The following is a 19804-nucleotide window of genomic DNA, read 5'->3' as shown; positions in this document are numbered from 1 at the left end:
CGTGGCGGCCTCAGCGCAGCGTGGCGGCGGGGCGGTTCTGCACCACGCGCACCGTCGTGCCCGGGTCGAGCAGCTGCGGTCCCAGGGCGACGATGCGGTCGCCTTCGGCCAGCGCGCCGCGCAGCGCCACCTGCGTCTCGCCCAGGCGCGCGACCTCGACCGGCACGGCGACGACGCGCTCGCCCTGTACCTTCCACACCATCGGCCCCTGCCCGCGATCGTGCAGGGCGGAAGCGGGCAGCAGCGCGACGGGCTCGCTTTCCGCGCGCAGGCGGATGGTGCCGGTCATGCCGAGCGCGGCCCAGTCGGGCGCCGCGGGAAGGCTGAAGCGGACCGCATAGGTGCGCAGCATCGCGTCGGCCTGGGGCGACACCTCGCGCAGGCGGGCGGCCACGGGTTCGCCGGGGCGGGCCCAGAGCACCGCCTGTGCCTCGGCGCCGGCGAGACCGGGCAGGGCACCTTCGGGCACCTGGACGAGCAGTTCGCGCTCGGCCGGGTCGGCCATGCGCATGACGGGCTGGCCCTCGGCGACCACCTGGCCGACCTCGGCGACGAGGGCGGTGACGACGCCGTCGGTCGGGGCGCGCAGCACCGTGTAGCCGAGCCGGTTGCGCGCGAGGTCCAGCCCGGCGCGGGCGGAGGCGACGCGCTCCTCGGCCGTGCGGGCCGTGGCCTGGCGCTGGTCGTCATAGGCCGCGGCGACATGGCCCGCGGCGAGCAAGGTGCGCGAGCGCGCGGCATCGGCCGCCGCGCGGCGGAACTCGGCCTCCGCGGCGGCGAGGTCGGCCTCGGCGGCGCGGACGGACAGCGCGATGTCGGCCGGGTCCAGCCGGGCGAGTTCCTGCCCGGCGGCCACGATGGTCCCGACATCGACCAGGCGCGCCTGGACCCGGCCACCGGCGCGGAAGGCGATATCGGCTTCGCGCCGGGCCTTCACCACGCCGGCGAAGGCGCGGGGCTGCTCGGCGGGGACGAAGCGGATTTCGGCGACCTGGACGGGCTTGGGGGGCTCGGGGGCGGCGGCCTGGCCGGCGCCGTCGCGGCAGGCGGGCAGGGCGGCGAGCAGTGCGAGGGCGGGAAGGGCGCGACGCATGGCGGGGCTCCTGGGCTCGCGCCAGGATATTTCTGCGTTCTGATAAAAGTCAATATTCGTCAGTGATCAAGAATCAGGTCTCAGTCCCCGGATCAGCAGGTCCAGCATCTGCTCCAGCTCGGCCGCCATCTGCGCCTCGTCCATCACGCGCTTGTCGAGGGCGTCGGCGATCAGTTCGGGGTGCATCCAGCACATGGTGCCCTGCTTCATCATCCGGGCCGCCGTCGCGGGATCGACCGGCGCGAAGTCCCCCGCGGCGATGCCGTCGGCGACGATGCGGGCCAGGGCGGCCTCGATCCGCGCGATGAAGGCGGCGACCACGCCCCAATGCTCGGTCATGGCGGCCGAGACCATGTCGTGCATGCGCTTCTGGGAGAAGAACAGCGCCAGGTGCCGGGCGTGCAGCGTGCGGAGCACGGCCTTGAGCCGATCGGCCGCGCTGCCGGATCCGGCGGCGATCGATTCGAGGTCCCCGGCCACGCCCTCGAGCAGGCGGGCGGCGATCGCCTCGTTGATCGCGCTTTTCGAGGCGAAGAAGCGGTAGACGTTCGCAGGCGACATGCCGATCTCGCGCGCGATGTCGGCCACGGCGGTCTTCTGGTAGCCCAGGGTGCGGAACAGGTCCCAGGCCGCGTCGAGGATGCGCTCGCGCGTGGCGGCGGCACGGTCTTCCTGGACGGATGCGGGCTGTTTCATGGCGCTGAGGGAATCCGTCAGTCGTCAGGCGGCTATAGCAGCGTGGTCGCGCCGCCGTCACGGTTGCCCTGGATCATGCGTCGCACCATTTTGCGGCGGGGCGCAGTGCCCCGAGGAGATCATGCCGTGGCAGGCGTTCCGGATGTCAGCCCGAAGGAAACCTGGGAAGCCCTGCGGAACGATCCGCAGGCCGCGCTGGTCGACGTGCGCACCGACGCGGAATGGAACTTCGTCGGCCTGCCCGACCTGACCAGCATCGCGAAGCAGACCGTGCTGGTGCCCTGGCAGATCTACCCGACCATGCAGGTGAACGGGCATTTCGCCGACCAGCTGCACAAGGCGGGGCTGACGCCGCTGCACAGGATCTACTTCATCTGCCGGTCCGGCGCGCGATCGCTCGCGGCCGGCCAGGCGGCGCAGGCGGCGGGCTTCCCGCACGCCTACAACGTCGCCGACGGCTTCGAAGGCCCGGTCGACCCGCAGGGCCATCGCGGCGTCGTGGCGGGGTGGAAGGCGGACGGGCTGCCCTGGCGCCAGCGCTGAGGCGCGGGCATCCTCCCCGCCATCGTCCTCATGGGGAGAACGCCGTGACGCCACTGCCGCTCAATTCCGAATTCCTGTTCCGCATCGTCCTGACCGTCGGCACGCCGCAGATGGTCGGCACGGCGCGCAACGGGGAACTGCGCATCATTCCCGTGACCGGCGGCACCGCCGAAGGCCCGCGCTTCAAGGGCGAGGTGATGCCCGGCTCGGCCGCCGACTGGCTGCGCGTGGACGCCGACGGCACCGCGCACATGGATGTCCGGCTGACGCTGAAGTCGGCGACCGGCGGCGTGGTCTACATGCATTACAGCGGCATCCGCACCGGCACGCCCGAGGTGCTGGCGCGGCTCAATTCCGGCCAGGCCGTCGATCCGTCCGAATACTATTTCCGCACCGCGATGCGCTTCGAGACCGGCGCGCCGGAGCTCGCCTGGATGAACAGGATCCTCGCGGTCGGCATCGGGCAGCGCCCGCCCTCCGGCCCCACCTACGACGTCTACGCCATCGCCTGAGCCGCGACGGGGGGAGCCTGCTCCCCCCGATGCGTCGTCACTGGACGAGCTCGACCATTACCTGCGAGCGGCCGAGGCTGAGGGACACGCCCTCCCGCTGGCCGCGCACATGGATGATTACCCCGGCCTCGTTCCGCAGCCACAGGTCCGCCGTGCGGGAGGTGTCGATCCCCATGTCGCCGGACCCCTGCGTGTACATCCCGGCGAAGTCCGAGACGCGGGAGAGGTTGTAGACGGTGCCGCTGCCCCGGATCGCGGCGCCGCCGCCCGGCCCGGCGATGCCGCCGACGAGCCGGAAGGGATAGGCGCGGCCGCGGAACTGCAGCGTGCCGCGGCCCGCCTCGGCACCCCCGGCGAGCGCTTCCTCGAGCGTGATCGTGCCCGAGACCGGCCGCCCCGCGACGCTGCCGGCATCGGGCACCGACGGGGGCATCGAGCAGGCCGAGAGCGCGGCAAGGATCGCCGCGCAACCGAGAATCCGTCGCCGCATGTCGCCTGGTTCCATCCTGGTGGGCGGGCCAAGCATCCCGCCGGGCTGCGGCGCGGTCAATCGTTCCGGGTCAGTTCCGCGGTACGTCGAGCCGGCTGAGGATCGGCCGCCAGAGCTCGTCCGAGCGGCGCAGGAAGTCCGTGAAGTCCTGCGGGCTGCCGCCGGCGAGGAACTGGCCTTCGTTGGTCAGGCGTTCGCGGATGCGCGGGTCCTGCAGCGCCTCATTCGCCGCCGCGTTGGTGCGCTGCACGACCTCGGGGGGCGTGCGCGCGGGGGCGAGCAGGCCGAACCAGGACAGCGCATCGAGGCCCGGCGCGTAGTCGGCGGTGGTCGGCACCTCCGGCGTCGAGTCCACCTTGCGCGCGCTGGTCCAGGCGATCAGCCGGCCCTGCTGGTTGCGGTAGGCCGGGATGGCGGTGCCGCCGGCGACGATCAGCATGTCGAGGTCGCCGGCGAGGAAGGCCGCGAGCTGCGCCGAATCCCCGCGATAGGTGACGTCCTGCATGGTGATGCCGAGCCGCTGCATGACCATCAGCATCGCGACATTGGTCAGCGTGGTCGGCCCGTTGGTGCCGTAGGTCATCTGCCCCGGCCGCGCCTTGGCCGCCGCGACCCAGGCCGCCACGTCCACCGGCCCGCCCTGCAGGCGGGACAGGATTCCGAAGGGGAAGGTCGTCGCCAGCATCACCGGCGCGAAGTCGTCGACCTTGTAGGGCAGGTTCGGCACGATCACCGGGTTGATCGTCAGCGTCGTGCCGGCGGCCATCAGCAGCGTCTGCCCGTCCGGGCGCGACCTCGCGACGTATTCGGCGCCGATGATGGTGTTCGCGCCGGGGCGGTTTTCCACCTGCACGGGCTGGCCGAGGACGGTCGTCATGCGTTCCGCCATCAGGCGGCTGACGATGTCCGTGCTGCCGCCCGGGGCGAAGGGGACGACGATGGTGATGGGCCGCGCCTGGCCGCTGCCTTGCGCGAGGGCGGGCGCGGGAAGTGCGGCGAGCGCGGCCAGCAGCGGACGGCGGGAAAGGCGGAAGGTCATGGGCGGCAATCCTGGCGTAGGTCCCGGGGCCGCGCTCTGCCGGCGCGGATCCGGGACATCATCGCCCAGTCAGCGCCGACCGGCCAGTTGCCGGTTCTCGAGCCGGCTGAGCAGCCGCACCACCGGCCAGAGCAGGATGAAGTAGGCGATCGCCGCGGCCATGATGGGCGAGGCGTTGTAGGTGACGGATTGCGCCTGGCGTGCCTGGAAGAGCAGTTCCGGCAACGCGACGACCGAGGCGATGGAGGTGAGCTTCACCACCTCGAGCGTGTTCGAGATCAGGTCGGGCAGCACGTTCCGCACCGCCTGGGGCAGCACGACATAGGTCATGGTCTGCCCGCGGGTGAGGCCGGTGGAGCGCGCGGCCTCGATCTGGCCCCGGGGCACGCTCTCGATGCCGGCGCGCAGGATCTCGCCATAGTAGGCGCCAGTGTTGAGGAAGAAGCCGATCGCGACCGCCCCCCAGGCGCCGACGTCGATGCCGATGAAGGGCAGGCCCGCGAAGATGAAGATCAGCAGCACCAGCGGCGGCAGGGCGCGGAAGGTGTCGACCCAGACGCGCAGCGGCCACTTCACCCAAGGGGCATGGAAGGTCGCCAGCACCGCGATGATGACGCCGCCGAGGAAGCCCAGCGGCACCACCAGGGCCGAGAGCAGCAGCGTCGCGCGCAGCCCCTGCCACAGGATCGGCGAGGCCTCCTGCATGATCTGCCAGTTGAAGAAGGTGTCGAGGAACGAATCCATGGCCTCAGCTCCCGACCATGCGATTCACGCTCCGCTCCTCGCCTTCGGCTGCGGTGCTCCGCGATCGCATGGCCGTCACCGCTTCCACGCGAAGCGCGTCTCGATCCAGCGGCCGAGCACGACGACGGGCAGGAACAGGACGAGGTAGGCGATCGCGCCGAGGGTCAGCGGCGAGGGGTTGAAGGAGAAGGACACGCCCGCATTCGCAGCACCCAGGATATCCGGCACCGCGACGACCGAGGCGAGGGCGGTGCCCTTGGTGATGGCGATGGTGCGGTTGGTCAGCGGCGGGATGGTGATGCGCAGCGCCTGCGGCAGCACGACGTAGCCGAGCGTCTGCACGAAGCCGAGCCCGGTCGACCGCGCCGCCTCCCACTGGCCCTTCGGCACCGAGGTGATGCCCGCCCAGAAGATCTCCTCGGCGAAGGCCATGAGCACCAGCGTCAGCGCGAGCCAGGAGGCCACGAAGCCCGACAGTTCCACCCCTGCATTGGGCAGGCCGAAGAACAGCAGCACGATGATGACGAGCGGCGGCAGCGCTCGGAACAGGTCCACCGTGAAGATGATCAGCCAGTTCAGCGGCCGTATGCCGAAGGCGCGGACCACCGCGAGCAACAGGCCGAGCGCGAGTCCCGCGGCGATGATGCAAAGCGCGAGGACGACAGTCAGCCCGAAGCCCTCGATGATCTTGGGCAGGTACTGCGCCATGACGCGCGCATTGAAGAAGCTGTCGACGAAGCGATCCCAGTTGGTCATCGGATGGGCCTATGATCGGCCGACACGTCGAAGGACTGCTGCGGATGACGCGAGGGACCCGGACCTGCCTGGCGCTGATGGCGATGCTCTGCGTCGCGGCGGGGCCGCCGCCGGAGGAGGAGCGCCTGGTGCCCGGCGGGCGCGCGGGCTTCGTCACGGACGGTGCCGGCGGGTGTTGGCTCTGGGCGGGCGGGCTGCGCGCCGACGCCACCGACCTGACGGCGGCCTGGAGCGGCACCTGCCCGGAGGGCCCGGCGGAAGGCGAGGGCCGTGGCGAGATCCGTTGGCGCGAGGGCGCCGTGCCGCGCGCGATGATCTACGAGGGCACGCTGCGCCGCGGGAAATCCGAAGGCCAGGGCCGCCTGACCATCACCGCGGGAAAGGACGTGCTCGCCGTCCAGCAGGGCCAGTTCCGCGACGACTACTTCGTTTCCGGCCGCGTCGAGCTGCCGGGTGCCGGCATCGTCTACGAAGGCGGTTGGTCCCGGTCCCATCCGAATGGCCGCGGTCGCCTGATGGTCGAGGGCCGCGTCATCCAGGGCGAGTGGCGCAATGGTTGCCTGCGTGGCCCGCGCGGCTGGATCGCCTTCACCCGCCCCGCCCAGGAATGCGAAGGCACCGACACCTGAGGTGACGGTTTCCAAAGGCCCTTCGGCCTTTGGCGGGGTGGGTCCGGGAGGGGCGGCGCCCCTCCCGATGCGCGCGGCCAGCATCAATGCCGCTCGATCTGCGAAATGAACGCCCGGGTCCGCGCATGCCGCGGATCGGCGAAGATCTCCGCGGGCTTGCCTTCCTCGACGATCGCCCCGTCGGCCATGAACACCACGCGGTCGGCCGCGGCCTTGGCGAAGCCCATCTCGTGGCTGACCACGACCATGGTCATCCCGTCCTCGCGCAGTTCGCGCATCACGGCGAGCACGCCGCCCACCAGTTCGGGGTCGAGCGCGCTGGTCGGTTCGTCGAACAGCATCACGCGCGGTTCGAGCGCGATGGCGCGCGCGATGGCGACGCGCTGCTGCTGCCCGCCCGAGAGTTGCAGCGGATAATGGTCCGCCCGGTCCGCCAGGTGCACGCGATCGAGCGCCGCGCGCGCCTTCGCCTCGGCTTCCGCGCGCCCCATGCCGAGCACCTTGCGCAGCGCGAGCATGACGTTCCCGAGCGCGGTCATGTGCGGGTAGAGGTTGAACGACTGGAACACCATGCCGATGCGCTGGCGGGCCTTGTTGATGTCCGTCCTGGGGTCGAGCATGTCGATCCCGTCCACGGTCACCGAGCCTGAGGTCGGATCCTCGAGCCGGTTGAGGCAACGCAGCAGCGTCGACTTGCCCGAGCCCGAGGGGCCGATCAGGAAGACGAGTTCCTTCTCGGCCACCACCAGGTCCACGCCCTTGAGGACGTGGAGATGCCCGAAATGCTTGTGGATCGCGCGGGCCTCGACGATCGGCCCGCGCGCAGTGATGGCGCTGCTCACCCGCAGGTCGGGTTCTGCGGCGTCGGGTCGTAGCCCGGCAGGTCGGGCACGCCATAGCCCGGGAAGACGATGCGCTCGGCCTGGTCCTCGCCGGGGGCGCTGCCGAACCAGCGCTCGGACAGGCGCGCGACGGTGCCGTCACGCTTCATGCAGACGATGATGTCCTCGACCTGGTTGCGCAGGGCGCCGGAGTCGCGGCGGAAGGGCGTGCCCCAGTGGAAGCGCGTGCCCGGCAGCACGTAGTCGGCCACGAATTGCGGCGTGCGCGACGCCGAGTACCGGATGACGGTGTTGCCCGAGAGGTTCGCATAGGCGCGCCCCTGGATGACCGCCTGGGCCGCGTCGGCCTGGCTGTCGAAGGCGAGCAGGGTGAGGTTCAGCCGCTCGCGGTTGTTGTTCACCCACTGCTCGTAGGGCGTGCCCTTGTTCACGCTGATGGTCTTGCCGCGCAGGTCCTCGTCCGAGCGGATCGGGGGCGTGCCGCGGCGGATGCCGAACTGCAGCTCGGTCCAGAGGTAGCCCTCGGTGAAGAGCAGCGCCTCGGCGCGTTCGCGCGTCACGGTGGTGGGGGCGCAGAGGAAGTCGTAGCGGCCGGCGTTCAGCGCCGGAATGAGGCCCGAGAAGGCCGCGGATTCGATCACGATCTCGCGGCCCATGCGGCGCGCGACCTCGCGGAACAGGTCGATCTGGAAGCCCTGCACGCCGCCCTGGAGGTTCGGGAAGGCATGGGGGGCGAAGGTGCCGTCGACGCCGCAGCGCAGCGGCGGCTGGCTGCTCTGCGCGAAGGCCGGGCCGGATACGATGGCCGACAACAGGGCGGCGGCAATGAGCCTGCGCATGGCGATAACCTCCTCTTCACGAAAGCGGGCCCAACACTTCCCAGATGGCTGCCCTGCTGTCCATGCAGGGGCTGCCACAAACTTGCCCCCTGAGCGTCCCGCTGCCGCCGCCGCGGGCAGTCATTCATGCGGATGAACGGAGCGACGCCATGCCCATCATCCCCCTGACCCTGATCGGAGCCGGACTGCTCGGGAACCTGCTGCTCGTCATCGCCCTGCTGGGCGACGTGACGGCGCCGGGCCGCATGCCGCTCGCGGTCGCCGCGGTGCTGGCGCTGGGCGGCGGGGCGCTGATGCTCGCCGGGCTGATGATGATGGAGCCGCGGCGCGACCGCGAGGCCGATCACCGTTCCTGATGGCGATTGTCCATCCCGCGGAAGACGATCAGCGGGCGTGAGTTTCGCGCCCTGGGCGACATCTCCAGCCAGTCCAGGAATTCCAGCAGCACCTTCGCCGTGATGTCCGCGACGCGGTGGCGATGGGCCGCCTCGGGCGTGAACCAGCCGAGGTGTTCCAGTTCCCCGGACCCCGCGATCTCGCCATGGACGGCCTCGGCCGGTGCGGCGAGGAAGCGGGCGTTGAAGCGGATCGGCCGGCCGCCGGGCGTCACGGCGCGGCACACATAGTGCAGGGCGCCGAGGTCGGCCGCGACCGCCTCCCCCCGCCGTTCGCCCAGGACCAGGCCGGTTTCCTCGAACAATTCCCGCGCGGCGGCGATGCCGATGGCGCGCGCCCGGCCCGGCGTGGCACGGCGTTCCAGCATCCGGCGCGTGGCCGGGGCCAGTTCGCTGGTCGCCGGCTGGCGGTGGTCGTCGGCATCCACCCGACCGCCGGGGAAGACCATGACGTCCGGCATGAACCGATGGCGCGCATGGCGCCGGCCCATCAGCACCTCGGGGCCTGCGGGGCCGACGCGCCAGAGGATCAGGCTCGCGGCGTCGCGGGGGCGGACGGTGCGGCGGGACCGGCCCTCGGCATCGGCGCCGCCGGGATTGTCGGCCAGCGCGTCAGTCAAGCGCGAAGCCCCTCAGGCGCAGCCAGGTCCGGAAGCCGAAACGCTCCGGAACCGACAATTGGCGCGCGGCGTTCTCCGACCAGGTGCAGCCCTCGGGGGCCGGGCCGTGGATCTCGGGGTAGCGCGGCTTCTGCTTCGGGCGGAGGGCATCGTAGTCCGAGAGCGCGTCCTCGAGGCCGGTGTCGCGATAGGTCTCCCGATGCACGACGACCGAGGGCGGCAGGCGCGGCGTGACCTCGTTGCGCGCCGCCGGCCAGCCGAGGCTCAGCCCGGCGACCGGATAGACGCCCTCGGGCAGGCCAAAGAGGGGCGCGACCTTCTCGATATGGCTGCGGACATAGGAGATCGGGCAGGTGCCGAGCCCCGCGGCATCGGCTGCCGCGATCGCCATCCCCATGGCCAGCGCGGCATCGACCGCGGTGTTGAGGAAGGTGTCCATGTTGTTGTTGGCATGCGGCCGGCCATGCTTCGCGCAGGCCTGCTGGCCGCGGCGCATGTCCCCGCAGAACAGCAGCAGGACCGGGGCGTCCTTGATCCAGGGCATGGTGCCGATCCAGTCGGCAACCTTGGCGATCTTCGCCGGATCGCGCGTCACCACGATCGAATACTGCTGCAGGTCCGATTTGGATGGCGCCGACTGCGCGGCGGCCAGGATGGTGTCGAGCAGCGGGTCCGGCACCTCGTCGGCGCGGTAGCGCCGCGTCACCCGCCGGTCGAGCAGGGCGGCGAGCGCCGGGGCGACCTCCTCCGGCGGTTCGAAGGGGACGATGCCGTAGCGGTTGTGGATCAGGTCGGCGGGGGTCATGGGGTCAGCGTGGCACCGGGGCGGGCGGACGAAAAGGTCACGGATCGGGCGTCGGCCAGACCACGCGGAAGCGCTCGAAGACGACGGGTTCGTCATCGGTCAGGACGAAGCCGTCGCGCTCGGCCTGCCAGCCGAAGAACTCCCGATGGTTGGCGAGCCAGGTCGCACGGCTGCGGTCGCCTTCGCCCTCGACCCAGGCGAAGTCGTCGGTGACGCCGGCGAAGGGGCCGACCGTGACCTCGGTCGTCTGCCAGATGCAGGCCGGCCGCCCGGACCCGTCCACGACCAGGACGTGGTCCCCCGGCGCCGGGCGCGGCGCCTTGCCCGGCGCGTAGTCGCGGTCGAGCGAGGCGGTGGCCCGCTTGGTGCCTGCCAGGATCAGCGCGGCGAGCGCGTCCGCGATCGCGGGGGTGTGCCCGTGGGCCACCACGTCATAGCGGTCGTGATCGAGGCCGGCGGCGGCGCGATAGGCCGTCCAGAAGGCCGCGACCTCGGGCGTGCGGTCAGGCACGTACCACCCAGGCATCGGCGACCGTGACGCCCTGGCCCTCGGCATGGACGATCAGCGGGTTGATCTCGGCTTCCGAGACCTCGGCCACGGCGGCAAGCCGCGAGACCGCGACGATCGCGCGGGCGAGGGCGTCGAGGTCGCCCTTCGGCAGGCCGCGCCAGCCCGCCAGCGGCTTGAGGCCCTTCACCTCGGCGATCATGGCATGGGCCTCGACTTCGCTGACCGGGGCGCAGCGCAGCGCGGTGTCCCGGTGCAGTTCCGCCATGACGCCGCCGGCGCCGACCAGCACGACCGGGCCGGATTCCGGGTCGCGACGGAAGCCAAGGATCGCCTCGGCGAGGCCCTTGGCCATGGGCTGGACCAGGAAGCCGGTGATGGTCGCCTGCGGGGCCCTGGCCTTCACGCGCGCCAGCATTTCCGTCGCCGCGGCCTTGAGCGCGGCGGCGTCGGGGAGGTTGAGCGCGACCCCCCCGACCTCGGTCTTGTGGGCGAGGTCGGGAGACAGGATCTTGAGCGCGACGGGGTAGCGCAGGCCCTTGGGCACGGCATCCGGCGTCGCCATGACCGCGAAGCCGGTGGCAAGGCCGAGCGCTTCGAACAGCCGGCGCGCATCGGCCTCGTCGGGACGGGCGGGCAGGGCGTGGGCCAGCGCCGGGGCGGCCGGGACCGCGCGCGGCGCCTGCCATTCGATGAAGGCGCGGATCACGTCGGCGCAGGATTCCGGGGTGCGGAAGGCGGCGATGCCGGCCTCGCCCAGCATCCGCAGGGAGACATCCGCCTGCGGCACCAGGAAGGCCGCGACGGGCTTCGCCAGGCCTGACCGCGCCGCGCCCAGGATGCCCGCCACCGCGTCATGCGGCCGGAACTGGGCGGAGGACCCGATCACCGACAGGGCAAGGTCGGTGTCCGGATCGGCGGCGAGGGCCGAGAGCGCCGCCTGCACCTTGTCCGCCCGCGTGCCGGCGAGCGTCACGTCGATCATCCGCCCATGATGCGGCAGGCCGGCGGCCTTGAGGCCCTCGACCGCCGTGGCGTCCGGGGCGCGCGTCTCGATGCCGGCGACGCCGAGCGCATCGACCGCCATCGCCCCGCCGCCGCCCGTCGTCGTCATCACCGAGACGGCGCGCTTCGGCGCGGCGAGCGGCTTGCGGCCGATGAACAGCGCGGGGGCTTCGAGCAGCGCCTCGATCATCGTCACCCGCGCGATGCCGTTGGCGCGGAAGAAGGCGTCGGCGGCGGCATCCGATCCCGCGAGCGCCCCGGTGTGGCTGTTCGCCAGTTCCGCCCCGAAGGCCGAACGCCCCAGCTTGAAGGCGATGATCGGCTTGCCGGCGGCATGCGCACGTCGGGCGGCCTCGGCCAGAAGGTCGGCGCGGCGGATCGCCTCGAGGAACAGCAGGATGGCGTCCACCTGCGGGTCGTCCACGAGCATGCCGGCGATCTCGCTCGCCGTCAGGTCGGCCTCGTTGCCGGTGCTGATCAGGTGGGAGAAGCCGAGGCCCCGCGCCGCGCCGCGCGCCATGATGGCGCCGAGCATCGAGCCCGACTGCGAGACGAGCGCGAGCCGCCCCGCGGGGATGCTCTCGGCCTCCAGCGCCGCGTTCACCGAGCAGGCGGTCCGCGCATTGAGGTTCACGAGGCCCATCGAGTTCGGCCCGAGGATGCGCACGCCGGCCGCCTTGGCGGTCGCGAGCAGCCGGGCCTGGCGCGCCTGGCCCTCGGGCCCGGCCTCGGCGAAGCCGTCGGCGAGAATGGCGGCGACCGGAATGCCCTTGGCGGCGACGTCGGCGATGACGCCTTCGACATGCTCGGTGCCGACCAGCAGGTAGGCGAGGTCCACCGGCCCGGGGACATCCGCGAGCGTCGGGTAGGATTTCTCGCCGAGGACTTCGTCGGCGCGCGGGTTCACCGGGTAGAGATCCCCGTCGAAGCCGTGCTTGCGCAGGTAGATCTGCGCCCGCGCCGTCAGCCGCTTGGGGTCCGCCGAGGCGCCGACGAGCGCGATGCGGCGCGGGTTGAGCAGGGCAGGGGCGAGCGCGGTCATGGTCGGATCCGGTTCAGCGGGCGCCCTGCGCCACGCAGCCTTCGGGCGGCGCGGCGGGCGGGGCGACATGGATGGCGAGGAAGGCGGGCGCGGGCGCATCGGCCGGCAGGGGCGCGAGGTCGATGCCGTGGAGCGTGATGCCGCCCTCGGCAATGCGGTCGCGTGTCGCCGCGCGGGCGAGCAGTTCGCGGGTCGGCCGCAGCACGGCGGCACGCGCGCCCGGGGCGAGGCCCGGCAGGCCGGCGACGATCACCACCGCCTCGGGCCGCGCCCATGCGACATTGCCGGGCAGCCGGTCGAGATGGCGCGCGAAGGGGGCGAAGGCGCAGGGCGCGGACCGCAGCGGCGCTTCCAGCGCCGCGGTGGGCGGCAGGCGCTGGACCGCGTCCAGAACCTCCCGCGGGACATCCGCTGCGGCGGGGATGGCGACGGCGCAGAACGCCAGGGCCAGCACCCGCCGCATCGGGATCCTCAGATCGGATCCCAGCAGAAGACGTCGCCCGACCGCTCGAGCTTCGAGAAGCCCTGGGCGAGCGAGGGCAGCGCGTATTCGGCGATCGCCTCCGGCGTCCAGCCATTCTCGCGGTGCACCGACTTGATCGGGCGGATCTGGCTGTAGACGAACAGCTCGTTCATGCGCGGGGAGAAGATCTGCCCCGTCACGTCCTTCGCCGCGTCGGAGGCCAGGAAGACCGCGAGCGGCGCGTTCTTGTCCGGCGTCATCTGCATGATGCGCTCGACGCGGCGCTTCTGCTCGGGGGTTTCCGCCGGGATCGTGCCGGTCATGCGCGACCAGGCGAAGGGCGCGATGCAGTTCGAGCGCACGTTGAAGCGCGCCATGTCGAGGGCGATCGACTTCGACAGGCCGACGATGCCGATCTTCGCCGCGGAGTAGTTCGCCTGGCCGAAATTGCCGATCAGGCCCGAGGTCGAGGACATGTGCACATAGGCGCCGGACTGCTGCTGGCGGAAATGCGTGGCGGCCGCGCGGGAAACGTAGAAGGAGCCGTTGAGGTGGACGGCGATCACCGCGTCCCATTCCTCGGGCGTCATGCGGTGGAAGATCTGGTCGCGCAGGATGCCGGCGTTGTTCACCACGATGTCGATGCGGCCGAAATGGTCGAGCGCGGCCTGCACGATCTTCTGGGCGGAGGCCCAGGTGGAGACGCTGTCGGCCGAGATCTCGGAGGTGCCGCCGTTCTGGGCGATGATCGCCTTGGTCTGCTGGGCGGGCGTCGCGTCCTGGCCCTCGCCGGAGACGGAGGCGCCGACATCGTTGATGATGACCTTGGCACCCTGCTTGGCCATCATGATGGCGATCTCGCGCCCGATGCCGTTGCCGGCCCCCGTGACGATCGCGACCTTGCCCTCGAGCATGTTCGGCATGCGGCGTTCCCTCCTGCGGTTTTCTGCCGCCGAGGGTTCTAGACCCGGCCTGCCGGGCCGTGAAGCCGGGTTGCCGGAAGGCCCGGCCGCCCTAAACTGACGCCGTCTGGAGAATGAGGGGCCGCGCGTGGCGCTGGTGACGCTGGAAGGCGTGGGCAAGACCTATCGCGGCCGCACCGGCGCGTGGGAGGCTGTCCGCGACTTCACGCTGGACCTGGCGGAGGGAGAGTTCTTCTGCCTGCTCGGTACCTCCGGCTGCGGGAAGACCACGGTGCTGAACATGGTCGCCGGCTTCGAGCAGCCGACGGCCGGGCGCATCCTTCTTGACGGCCGGCCGGTGGATCGCCCCGGCGCCGATCGCGGCGTGGTCTTCCAGGGCCATGACAGCCTCTATGACTGGCTGACCGCGCTCGACAACATCGCCTTCGGGCTGCGCCTGCGCGGCATGGGCCGCGGCGAGCGCCGCGCGAAGGCCGAGCATTACCTGAAGATGGTCGGGCTGACCGGGCAGGGGGCGAAGCATCCCTCCGAACTCTCGGGCGGGATGAAGCAGCGAATCCAGATCGCCCGCGCGCTGGCGAACGACCCGCGCATCCTGCTGATGGACGAGCCGTTCGGCGCGCTCGATGCCATGACCCGCGCCGTCCTGCAGGGCGAGCTCAGCCGCATCTGGGCCGAGACTCGCAAGACCGTGCTCTTCATCACCCACGACATCGAGGAGGCAGTGGCGCTCGCGACGCGCGTCGGCGTCATGAAGCGCGGGCCGGGCGGCACGCTGAAGGCCGTCATCCCGATCGACCTGCCCTTCCCGCGCGAACGCACCTCGGACGCCTTCATGGCGGCGTTCCGCGAGGTCCACGCCCTGATCCACGACGAGATCCACGGTGCGCACTGACCGCCTCGCCGTCGTCGCGGGCTATGTGGCGGGATTCGCGCTGCTGTTCCTGATCTGGCACCTGGCGGCGACGCTGCTGGTGAAGTCGGTGCTGTTCCCGCCGCCGCTGCCGGTCCTCGAACGCGCCATCGTGCTGATCGAGGACAACATCCTGCAGGAGCAGATCGTCGCTTCCATGCGACGAATCCTGCAGGGCTTCCTGATCGGCAGCGCCATCGGCATACCCATCGGCCTCGCCATCGGGTCCTTCCGGATCGTGCGCTGGCTGCTCGAGCCCTGGACCGAGTTCTTCCGCTTCATCCCGGCCGTCGCGATGATCACGGTGGCGGTGATCTGGTTCGGCATCGGGGAGGAGAGCAAGGTCTTCCTCATCGCCTACACCACGGTCTTCGTCGTCATCATCTCGACCGCCGCGGGCGTCGGTGCGGTGGGGCGGGACAAGATCCGCGCGGCGCAATGCCTGGGTGCGAGCCGGCTGCAGGTCTTCGCGCTGGTCGCGCTGCCGGCGACGGTGCCCTACATCCTGACCGGGATGCGCCTGGCGATGGCCAATGCCTTCGTCACCATCGTGGCGGCCGAGCTGGTGGCGTCGAATGACGGGCTCGGCAAGCTGCTGTGGGACGCGCGACTGTTCATGCAGATCGAGGACATCTTCGTCGCCCTCGTCGCCCTCGGCCTGCTGGGATTCGCCACGGACCGAGTCTTCCGCCTCCTCATCCGCGCCTTCGCGGGACGCTTCAATGCCACGGTCTGACGCAACAGGGAGAACCACGATGAACCGCCGTTCCGTCCTCGCGCTGCCGGCCGCCGCGGCCGGTGCCTATGTGCTGCCTGCCTCGGCCCAGGCGCCGGCGCGGATCACCATCGCCACCGGCGTGGATCCGTCCTTCTCCCCCTACTACGTCGCCAAGGAAGGGGGCTTCTTCGAGCGCAACGGCCTCGACGTGACGGTGAACACCGGGCCGTCCGGCAGCGCCATGATCGCCTTCCTGATCGGCAACCAGATCAACTCGGCCTACGGCGCCGAGCAGGCCGGCGTCTCGGCCCATGTGCGCGATCCGAACGTGGTGGCAGTGGCCGAGGGCACGGCGCTGCTGCGCTGGATCAGTGTGCTCGGCCGCGGCATCCGCACCATGGACGAGCTGAAGGGCAAGCGCGTCGGCGTCGCCCGCGGCACGGGGTCCGAGACCTTCTGGCTGTCGGTGGTGGCGAAGCTGAACCTCAACCCGGCGGACTACACCATCGTGAACGTGGAGGCGCCGGAGATGGTCGCCGCGCTGGAGCGCGGCAACATCGACGCCTTCGCGGTCTGGGAGCCCTGGCCGACCCGCGCGCAGCGCGCCATCCCGAACACGCACATCCTGATCAACAACGAGGCGATCCAGATCGTCCGCAACTTCGTCTACATGAACAAGGCCTGGGCCGAGCAGAACCGCCCGACGACCGAACGGCTGATGCGCAGCCTGATCCAGGCGCAGGAGTTCATCGAATCCAACCGCGACCAGGCCGCCCAGCAGGTCGCCCGCTTCCTGCGCCAGGACCGCCAGCTGGTCGCGGATCTGATGACCAAGGTCGGCTTCCGCATGAACCTCACCGCCGACAGCGTGGCGAACATCCAGCTCGCGATCGACCAGCTGCGGGGGATGAACCGGCTCGACCGGCCGGTGACGACGGCGGACGTGATCTGGGCCGAGCCGTTGCGCTGGGTCGCCCCGGACCGGGTGCGGATCTGAACCCATGACATTGGACAAGCGGGCGGAAGGCGTCCGCCGCCTGGCGGCGCATGTTGCCGATCACCTCAAGGCCGACCTGACGCTGCGCCTGTGGGACGGATCGGAAGTGCCGCTCGGCCCGTCGCCGCGGGGCGATGTCGCGCTTGCCATCCGGGACCCCGCGGCGCTCACGCGGCTGGTGCGCAAGCCGCGCCTGTCCACGCTGATCGAGGCGATGGCCCAGGGCGACGTGGCGATCGAGGGGGGCACGCTGCTCGACCTTGCCGAACGGGCGGAGCACGGGCGGCGGGGCCTGTTGAAGCGCCTCGACAAGATGACGATCGCCAAGGCGCTGCTGCCCTTCGCCTTCGGCCCGGGGAAGAAGCAGGGATCGCATGCCTTCTCCGGCCCCGGCGACGCCGCGAAGTATGGCGAGGGGCGCGACGACAAGGCGCTGATGCATTTCCACTACGACCTGTCGAACGCCTTCTACGCGCTCTTTCTCTGTCCCGAGATGGTCTACACCTGCGCCTACTACCCGACGCCGGAAACGACGCTCGCGGAAGCGCAGGTCGCCAAGCTCGACATCGTCTGCCGGAAGCTGCGGCTGCAGCCGGGGGAACGCTTCCTCGACATCGGCTGCGGCTGGGGCGGGCTGGTCTGCCACGCCGCGCGGAACTATGGCGTTAAGGCGCATGGCGTGACGCTGGCCGAGGAGCAGTACGCCTATGCCGTCGAGAAGGTGAAGCGCCTCGGCCTCGAGGACCGCGTCACCATCGAGCTGACGGATTTCCGCACACTGAAGGCCGAGCCCTTCGACAAGGTCGCGAGCGTCGGGATGTACGAGGCCGTCGGCCTCGACAACCGGGAGGGCTACTTCGCCCGCATCCGGGAATTGCTGCGCCCGCGCGGGGCCTACCTGCACCATGCGATCGCCCGGCCGATGAAGAAGGACGAGAAGACCTTCCGCAAGAAGCGCCCGGAATTCGAGGCGCTGACCCGCTACATCTTCCCCGGCGGCGAGCTCGACCATCTCGGCGCCGAGCACGACGCGCTGGAGCGCAACGGCTTCGAGATCCACGACGTCGAGGCGCTGCGCGAGCACTACGCCCGCACCTGCCGCGCCTGGACCGAGCGCCTGTTCGCCAACCGGGAGGCCGCGATCAAGGAAGTGGGTGCGGCCAAGACCGACATCTGGATCACCTACATGGCCGGCTGCGCGCTGGCCTTCGAGCGCGGCACGGTCGGCATCTTCCAGACGCTGGCGACCAAGCGCGCGCGTGGGCCCTCGGGCCTGCCGCTGACGCGGGTGGATCTCTATCGGTGAGCGCGCCGGCCTTCCGCCGCGCGACGGCGGCCGATGTCCCGGCCATCGTCGCGATGCTCGCCGACGACGTGCTCGGCGCGGCGCGGGAGAAGCCGGGCGACGCTGCCTATGATGCCGCCTTCGCGGCGATCGCGGCGGATGCGAACCAGCTTCTTGCGGTGGTCGAGATCGACGGCCGCGTCGCCGGCTGCCTGCAACTGAGCTTCATCCCCGGCCTGTCGCACCGCGGGATGTGGCGCGGGCAGATCGAGAGCGTACGCATTGCCGCCGAGGCGCGCGGCGGCGGCCTCGGGCGGCGGATGTTCGAATGGGCAATCGAACAATGCCGCGACCGCGGCTGCGGCATCGTGCAACTCACCACCGACAAGGCGCGCGGGGATGCGCGCCGCTTCTACGAATCGCTCGGCTTCGTCGCGAGCCACGAGGGCATGAAGCTGAAGCTCTGACGCCGGCGTGTCAGGTCTTCGCCGCGATGATGCTGCCGGACTGGCTGGCCGGGATGCGCCGCCGCCAGGCGCCAGCATCGACTTGGGTCACGAAGTCCAGCACGGCCCGGTTGAAGGCGTCCGGATGCTCCAGGTTCATGGTGTGCCCGCATTTCGGCAGCACCAGCAGGGCGCTGGTGGGGATGGTGCGCTTGAGGTAGAGCGCCGGTTCGAGGGTCGGGTCGTCCTCGTCGCCGGCCACCACCAGCGTCGGCGTGGTGAAGGCGCGGAAGCCCTCCGCGAGGTCGAAGAGGGAGGGGCGTTCGCGCTGCACGCCCTGCATGGTGAGCGCGGAGCCCTCCGTCGAATGCTCGCAAAGCTGGGCGAGGAACTCGGCATAGCCGCGGGGATCGGTTTCCTCGAAGACGAGGCGGGTCGGCCCGCGGCCGTAGGTCTTTCCGAATTCGGCCATGGTCTCGGCACGGATGCGGGCGATGGCGGCGTCGGTTTCGCGGCGGAACTGTTCCCGCTTGCCGGGCTCGGCGCCGTAGCCGACGCCGGCGGCTGTCAGGCTCCGCGCAAGCTGCGGGTATCGCAGGCCGAAATGAAGGGTCGCGAAGGCGCCCATGGACAGCCCGACGATGTGCGCCTGGCCAAGGCCCAACCCGTTGACGACCGCGGCGATGTCGTCCGTCGCCCGGTCCTGGGAATAGGCCTTGGGGTCGCTGGGAACGGCCGAGGGGTGATAGCCCCGCGCCGAATAGGCGATGCAGCGGTAGCGGCGGGAGAAGAACCGCATCTGCGGCTCCCAGGACCGGTAGTCGCCGGCGAATTCGTGCACGAAGACCATCGGGATGCCGGATCCGGCTTCCTCGTAGTAGAGGTCCACGCCGTCGTCGGTCCGGATGGTCGGCATCGCGCTTTCTCCCGCTGTCGCGGCGGCAGGATGGAAGCGTCCGGCCCGGTCGTCCAGGCGCCTTGACAGAGGATCGATGCGAGCGCATCTGCAATCCGTACCAATCGGGTCCTGATTTCAGGAGGGCAACGGCCGTGCTGCGGCTGTCCAAGCTGACCGACTACGCCGTGGTGGTGCTGACCAGGCTCGAGGAAGCCGAGGAAGGGGGGGTGCTGACCGCGCCCGGCCTCGCCGCGGCGACCGGACTCGGGGAGCCGACGGTCGCGAAGGTGCTCAAGATCCTCTCCCATGCCGGCCTGGTCGAGGGGCGGCGCGGGGCGGCGGGCGGCTATCGCCTGGCGCGTCCGCTGGCCGCGATGCCATTGACCGAGGTGATCGCCGCGATAGACGGCCCCATCGCGCTGACCGCCTGCGTGGACAATTCCATCGGCCTTTGCGATGCGGAGGCGACGTGCCCCGTGCGCGGGCGTTGGGACCCCGTGAACGATGCCATCCGCCGGGCGCTGTCCGGCATATCCATCGCCGACCTCGCGCGCGTGCCGGCTGTCGTGCCGCACCCCGAGGTCGTCGCCGCGGAGTAGAGAC

At 71.0% G+C, this 19804-nt stretch carries 25 protein-coding genes; 10 read left to right on the top strand and 15 right to left on the bottom strand.

Annotated elements, in window-relative coordinates:
- Window positions 1–10 precede the first annotated feature (10 nt).
- Window positions 11–1093 (bottom strand): efflux RND transporter periplasmic adaptor subunit, encoded by a 1083-nt coding sequence (locus GWK15_RS04865; RefSeq protein ID WP_168039588.1) that lies wholly within the window; start codon window positions 1091–1093, stop codon window positions 11–13.
- A 66-nt stretch (window positions 1094–1159) separates the two neighbouring features.
- Window positions 1160–1789: a TetR/AcrR family transcriptional regulator gene (locus GWK15_RS04860; protein ID WP_168039586.1), complete on the bottom strand. Its 630-nt coding sequence runs from the start codon at window positions 1787–1789 to the stop codon at window positions 1160–1162.
- 126 nt (window positions 1790–1915) lie between these two features.
- Here GWK15_RS04860 and GWK15_RS04855 point away from each other — a divergent pair, with 126 nt between their 5' ends.
- Window positions 1916–2332, top strand: a complete 417-nt coding sequence (locus GWK15_RS04855; RefSeq protein WP_338147193.1) for a rhodanese-like domain-containing protein — start codon at window positions 1916–1918, stop codon at window positions 2330–2332.
- A gap of 44 nt (window positions 2333–2376) precedes the next feature.
- Complete coding sequence (locus tag GWK15_RS04850; RefSeq protein ID WP_209441990.1) at window positions 2377–2844, top strand: DUF3237 domain-containing protein; 468 nt, start codon at window positions 2377–2379, stop codon at window positions 2842–2844.
- Window positions 2845–2881: 37 nt separating this feature from the next.
- Here GWK15_RS04850 and GWK15_RS04845 read toward each other — a convergent pair whose 3' ends face one another.
- The 4 genes from GWK15_RS04845 to GWK15_RS04830 all read right to left on the bottom strand — a co-directional run bounded on the left by GWK15_RS04845 (window position 2882) and on the right by GWK15_RS04830 (window position 5873).
- The gene (locus tag GWK15_RS04845) at window positions 2882–3334 is read right to left on the bottom strand and encodes a hypothetical protein (RefSeq protein WP_168039582.1); all 453 of its coding nucleotides are present in this window, start codon (window positions 3332–3334) and stop codon (window positions 2882–2884) included.
- Window positions 3335–3404: 70 nt separating this feature from the next.
- Window positions 3405–4373: a tripartite tricarboxylate transporter substrate binding protein gene (locus tag GWK15_RS04840; protein WP_168039580.1), complete on the bottom strand. Its 969-nt coding sequence runs from the start codon at window positions 4371–4373 to the stop codon at window positions 3405–3407.
- A gap of 69 nt (window positions 4374–4442) precedes the next feature.
- Window positions 4443–5117, bottom strand: coding sequence for an amino acid ABC transporter permease (locus GWK15_RS04835; protein WP_168039578.1), 675 nt, complete (start codon window positions 5115–5117; stop codon window positions 4443–4445).
- Window positions 5118–5192: 75 nt separating this feature from the next.
- Complete coding sequence (locus tag GWK15_RS04830; RefSeq protein WP_168039576.1) at window positions 5193–5873, bottom strand: amino acid ABC transporter permease; 681 nt, start codon at window positions 5871–5873, stop codon at window positions 5193–5195.
- Between the two features lie 44 nt (window positions 5874–5917).
- Between GWK15_RS04830 and GWK15_RS25645 the strand changes: the two genes are divergently transcribed.
- On the top strand, window positions 5918–6502 hold the full coding sequence (locus tag GWK15_RS25645) for a hypothetical protein (RefSeq protein WP_209441989.1): 585 nt from the start codon (window positions 5918–5920) through the stop codon (window positions 6500–6502).
- A gap of 83 nt (window positions 6503–6585) precedes the next feature.
- Here the strand turns inward: GWK15_RS25645 and GWK15_RS04820 are convergent, their stop codons facing one another.
- Window positions 6586–7344 carry an amino acid ABC transporter ATP-binding protein gene (locus GWK15_RS04820; RefSeq protein ID WP_338147192.1) on the bottom strand — a complete coding sequence of 253 codons (759 nt, stop codon included), beginning with the start codon at window positions 7342–7344 and terminating at the stop codon, window positions 6586–6588.
- Complete coding sequence (locus tag GWK15_RS04815; RefSeq protein ID WP_168039574.1) at window positions 7341–8183, bottom strand: transporter substrate-binding domain-containing protein; 843 nt, start codon at window positions 8181–8183, stop codon at window positions 7341–7343. Before GWK15_RS04815 ends, GWK15_RS04820 begins: the two co-directional genes overlap by 4 nt.
- Before the next feature lie 149 nt (window positions 8184–8332).
- On the opposite strand from GWK15_RS04815, the gene GWK15_RS04810 reads away from it, so the two are divergent.
- Window positions 8333–8539 carry a hypothetical protein gene (locus GWK15_RS04810; protein ID WP_168039572.1) on the top strand — a complete coding sequence of 69 codons (207 nt, stop codon included), beginning with the start codon at window positions 8333–8335 and terminating at the stop codon, window positions 8537–8539.
- Here GWK15_RS04810 and GWK15_RS04805 read toward each other — a convergent pair.
- The 6 genes from GWK15_RS04805 to GWK15_RS04780 are packed head-to-tail and all read right to left on the bottom strand — an operon-like array spanning window position 8527 to window position 13944.
- Window positions 8527–9198, bottom strand: coding sequence for an NUDIX hydrolase (locus GWK15_RS04805; protein WP_245211400.1), 672 nt, complete (start codon window positions 9196–9198; stop codon window positions 8527–8529). The two genes, GWK15_RS04810 and GWK15_RS04805, sit on opposite strands and share 13 nt — an antisense overlap.
- Window positions 9191–10003 carry a nitroreductase family protein gene (locus GWK15_RS04800; protein ID WP_168039570.1) on the bottom strand — a complete coding sequence of 271 codons (813 nt, stop codon included), beginning with the start codon at window positions 10001–10003 and terminating at the stop codon, window positions 9191–9193. Before GWK15_RS04800 ends, GWK15_RS04805 begins: the two co-directional genes overlap by 8 nt.
- 37 nt (window positions 10004–10040) lie before the next feature.
- Complete coding sequence (locus GWK15_RS04795; RefSeq protein WP_338147190.1) at window positions 10041–10514, bottom strand: ASCH domain-containing protein; 474 nt, start codon at window positions 10512–10514, stop codon at window positions 10041–10043.
- On the bottom strand, window positions 10507–12558 hold the full coding sequence (locus GWK15_RS04790; protein WP_168039566.1) for an acetate--CoA ligase family protein: 2052 nt from the start codon (window positions 12556–12558) through the stop codon (window positions 10507–10509). The genes GWK15_RS04795 and GWK15_RS04790 overlap by 8 nt, the downstream gene beginning before the upstream one ends.
- Before the next feature lie 13 nt (window positions 12559–12571).
- Window positions 12572–13021 carry a hypothetical protein gene (locus GWK15_RS04785; protein WP_168039564.1) on the bottom strand — a complete coding sequence of 150 codons (450 nt, stop codon included), beginning with the start codon at window positions 13019–13021 and terminating at the stop codon, window positions 12572–12574.
- A gap of 8 nt (window positions 13022–13029) precedes the next feature.
- A complete protein-coding gene (locus GWK15_RS04780) occupies window positions 13030–13944 on the bottom strand; it encodes an SDR family NAD(P)-dependent oxidoreductase (protein ID WP_168039562.1) in 915 nt (304 codons plus the stop codon).
- Between the two features lie 127 nt (window positions 13945–14071).
- On the opposite strand from GWK15_RS04780, the gene GWK15_RS04775 reads away from it, so the two are divergent.
- The 5 genes from GWK15_RS04775 to GWK15_RS04755 are packed head-to-tail and all read left to right on the top strand — an operon-like array spanning window position 14072 to window position 18324.
- Window positions 14072–14839: an ATP-binding cassette domain-containing protein gene (locus GWK15_RS04775; protein WP_168039560.1), complete on the top strand. Its 768-nt coding sequence runs from the start codon at window positions 14072–14074 to the stop codon at window positions 14837–14839.
- Window positions 14829–15593, top strand: a complete 765-nt coding sequence (locus GWK15_RS04770; protein ID WP_209441988.1) for an ABC transporter permease — start codon at window positions 14829–14831, stop codon at window positions 15591–15593. Before GWK15_RS04775 ends, GWK15_RS04770 begins: the two co-directional genes overlap by 11 nt.
- A 19-nt stretch (window positions 15594–15612) precedes the next feature.
- Complete coding sequence (locus GWK15_RS04765) at window positions 15613–16572, top strand: ABC transporter substrate-binding protein (protein ID WP_168039558.1); 960 nt, start codon at window positions 15613–15615, stop codon at window positions 16570–16572.
- A 4-nt stretch (window positions 16573–16576) separates the two neighbouring features.
- The gene (locus GWK15_RS04760) at window positions 16577–17878 is read left to right on the top strand and encodes a class I SAM-dependent methyltransferase (protein WP_168039556.1); all 1302 of its coding nucleotides are present in this window, start codon (window positions 16577–16579) and stop codon (window positions 17876–17878) included.
- A complete protein-coding gene (locus GWK15_RS04755) occupies window positions 17875–18324 on the top strand; it encodes a GNAT family N-acetyltransferase (protein ID WP_211844028.1) in 450 nt (149 codons plus the stop codon). Before GWK15_RS04760 ends, GWK15_RS04755 begins: the two co-directional genes overlap by 4 nt.
- 10 nt (window positions 18325–18334) lie before the next feature.
- Here the strand turns inward: GWK15_RS04755 and GWK15_RS04750 are convergent, their stop codons facing one another.
- Entirely contained in the window at window positions 18335–19219 is an 885-nt protein-coding gene (locus GWK15_RS04750) for an alpha/beta fold hydrolase (RefSeq protein ID WP_168039554.1), read from the bottom strand.
- Between the two features lie 134 nt (window positions 19220–19353).
- Between GWK15_RS04750 and GWK15_RS04745 the strand changes: the two genes are divergently transcribed.
- Complete coding sequence (locus tag GWK15_RS04745) at window positions 19354–19800, top strand: SUF system Fe-S cluster assembly regulator (RefSeq protein WP_168039552.1); 447 nt, start codon at window positions 19354–19356, stop codon at window positions 19798–19800.
- Window positions 19801–19804 lie beyond the last annotated feature (4 nt).

It is taken from the genome of Neoroseomonas oryzicola (genome assembly GCF_012163135.1).
Taxonomy (GTDB): domain Bacteria; phylum Pseudomonadota; class Alphaproteobacteria; order Acetobacterales; family Acetobacteraceae; genus Neoroseomonas; species Neoroseomonas oryzicola.
The sequence above is the reverse complement of the archived record's forward strand: the minus strand, read 5'-3'. Positions and strand labels throughout refer to the sequence as shown.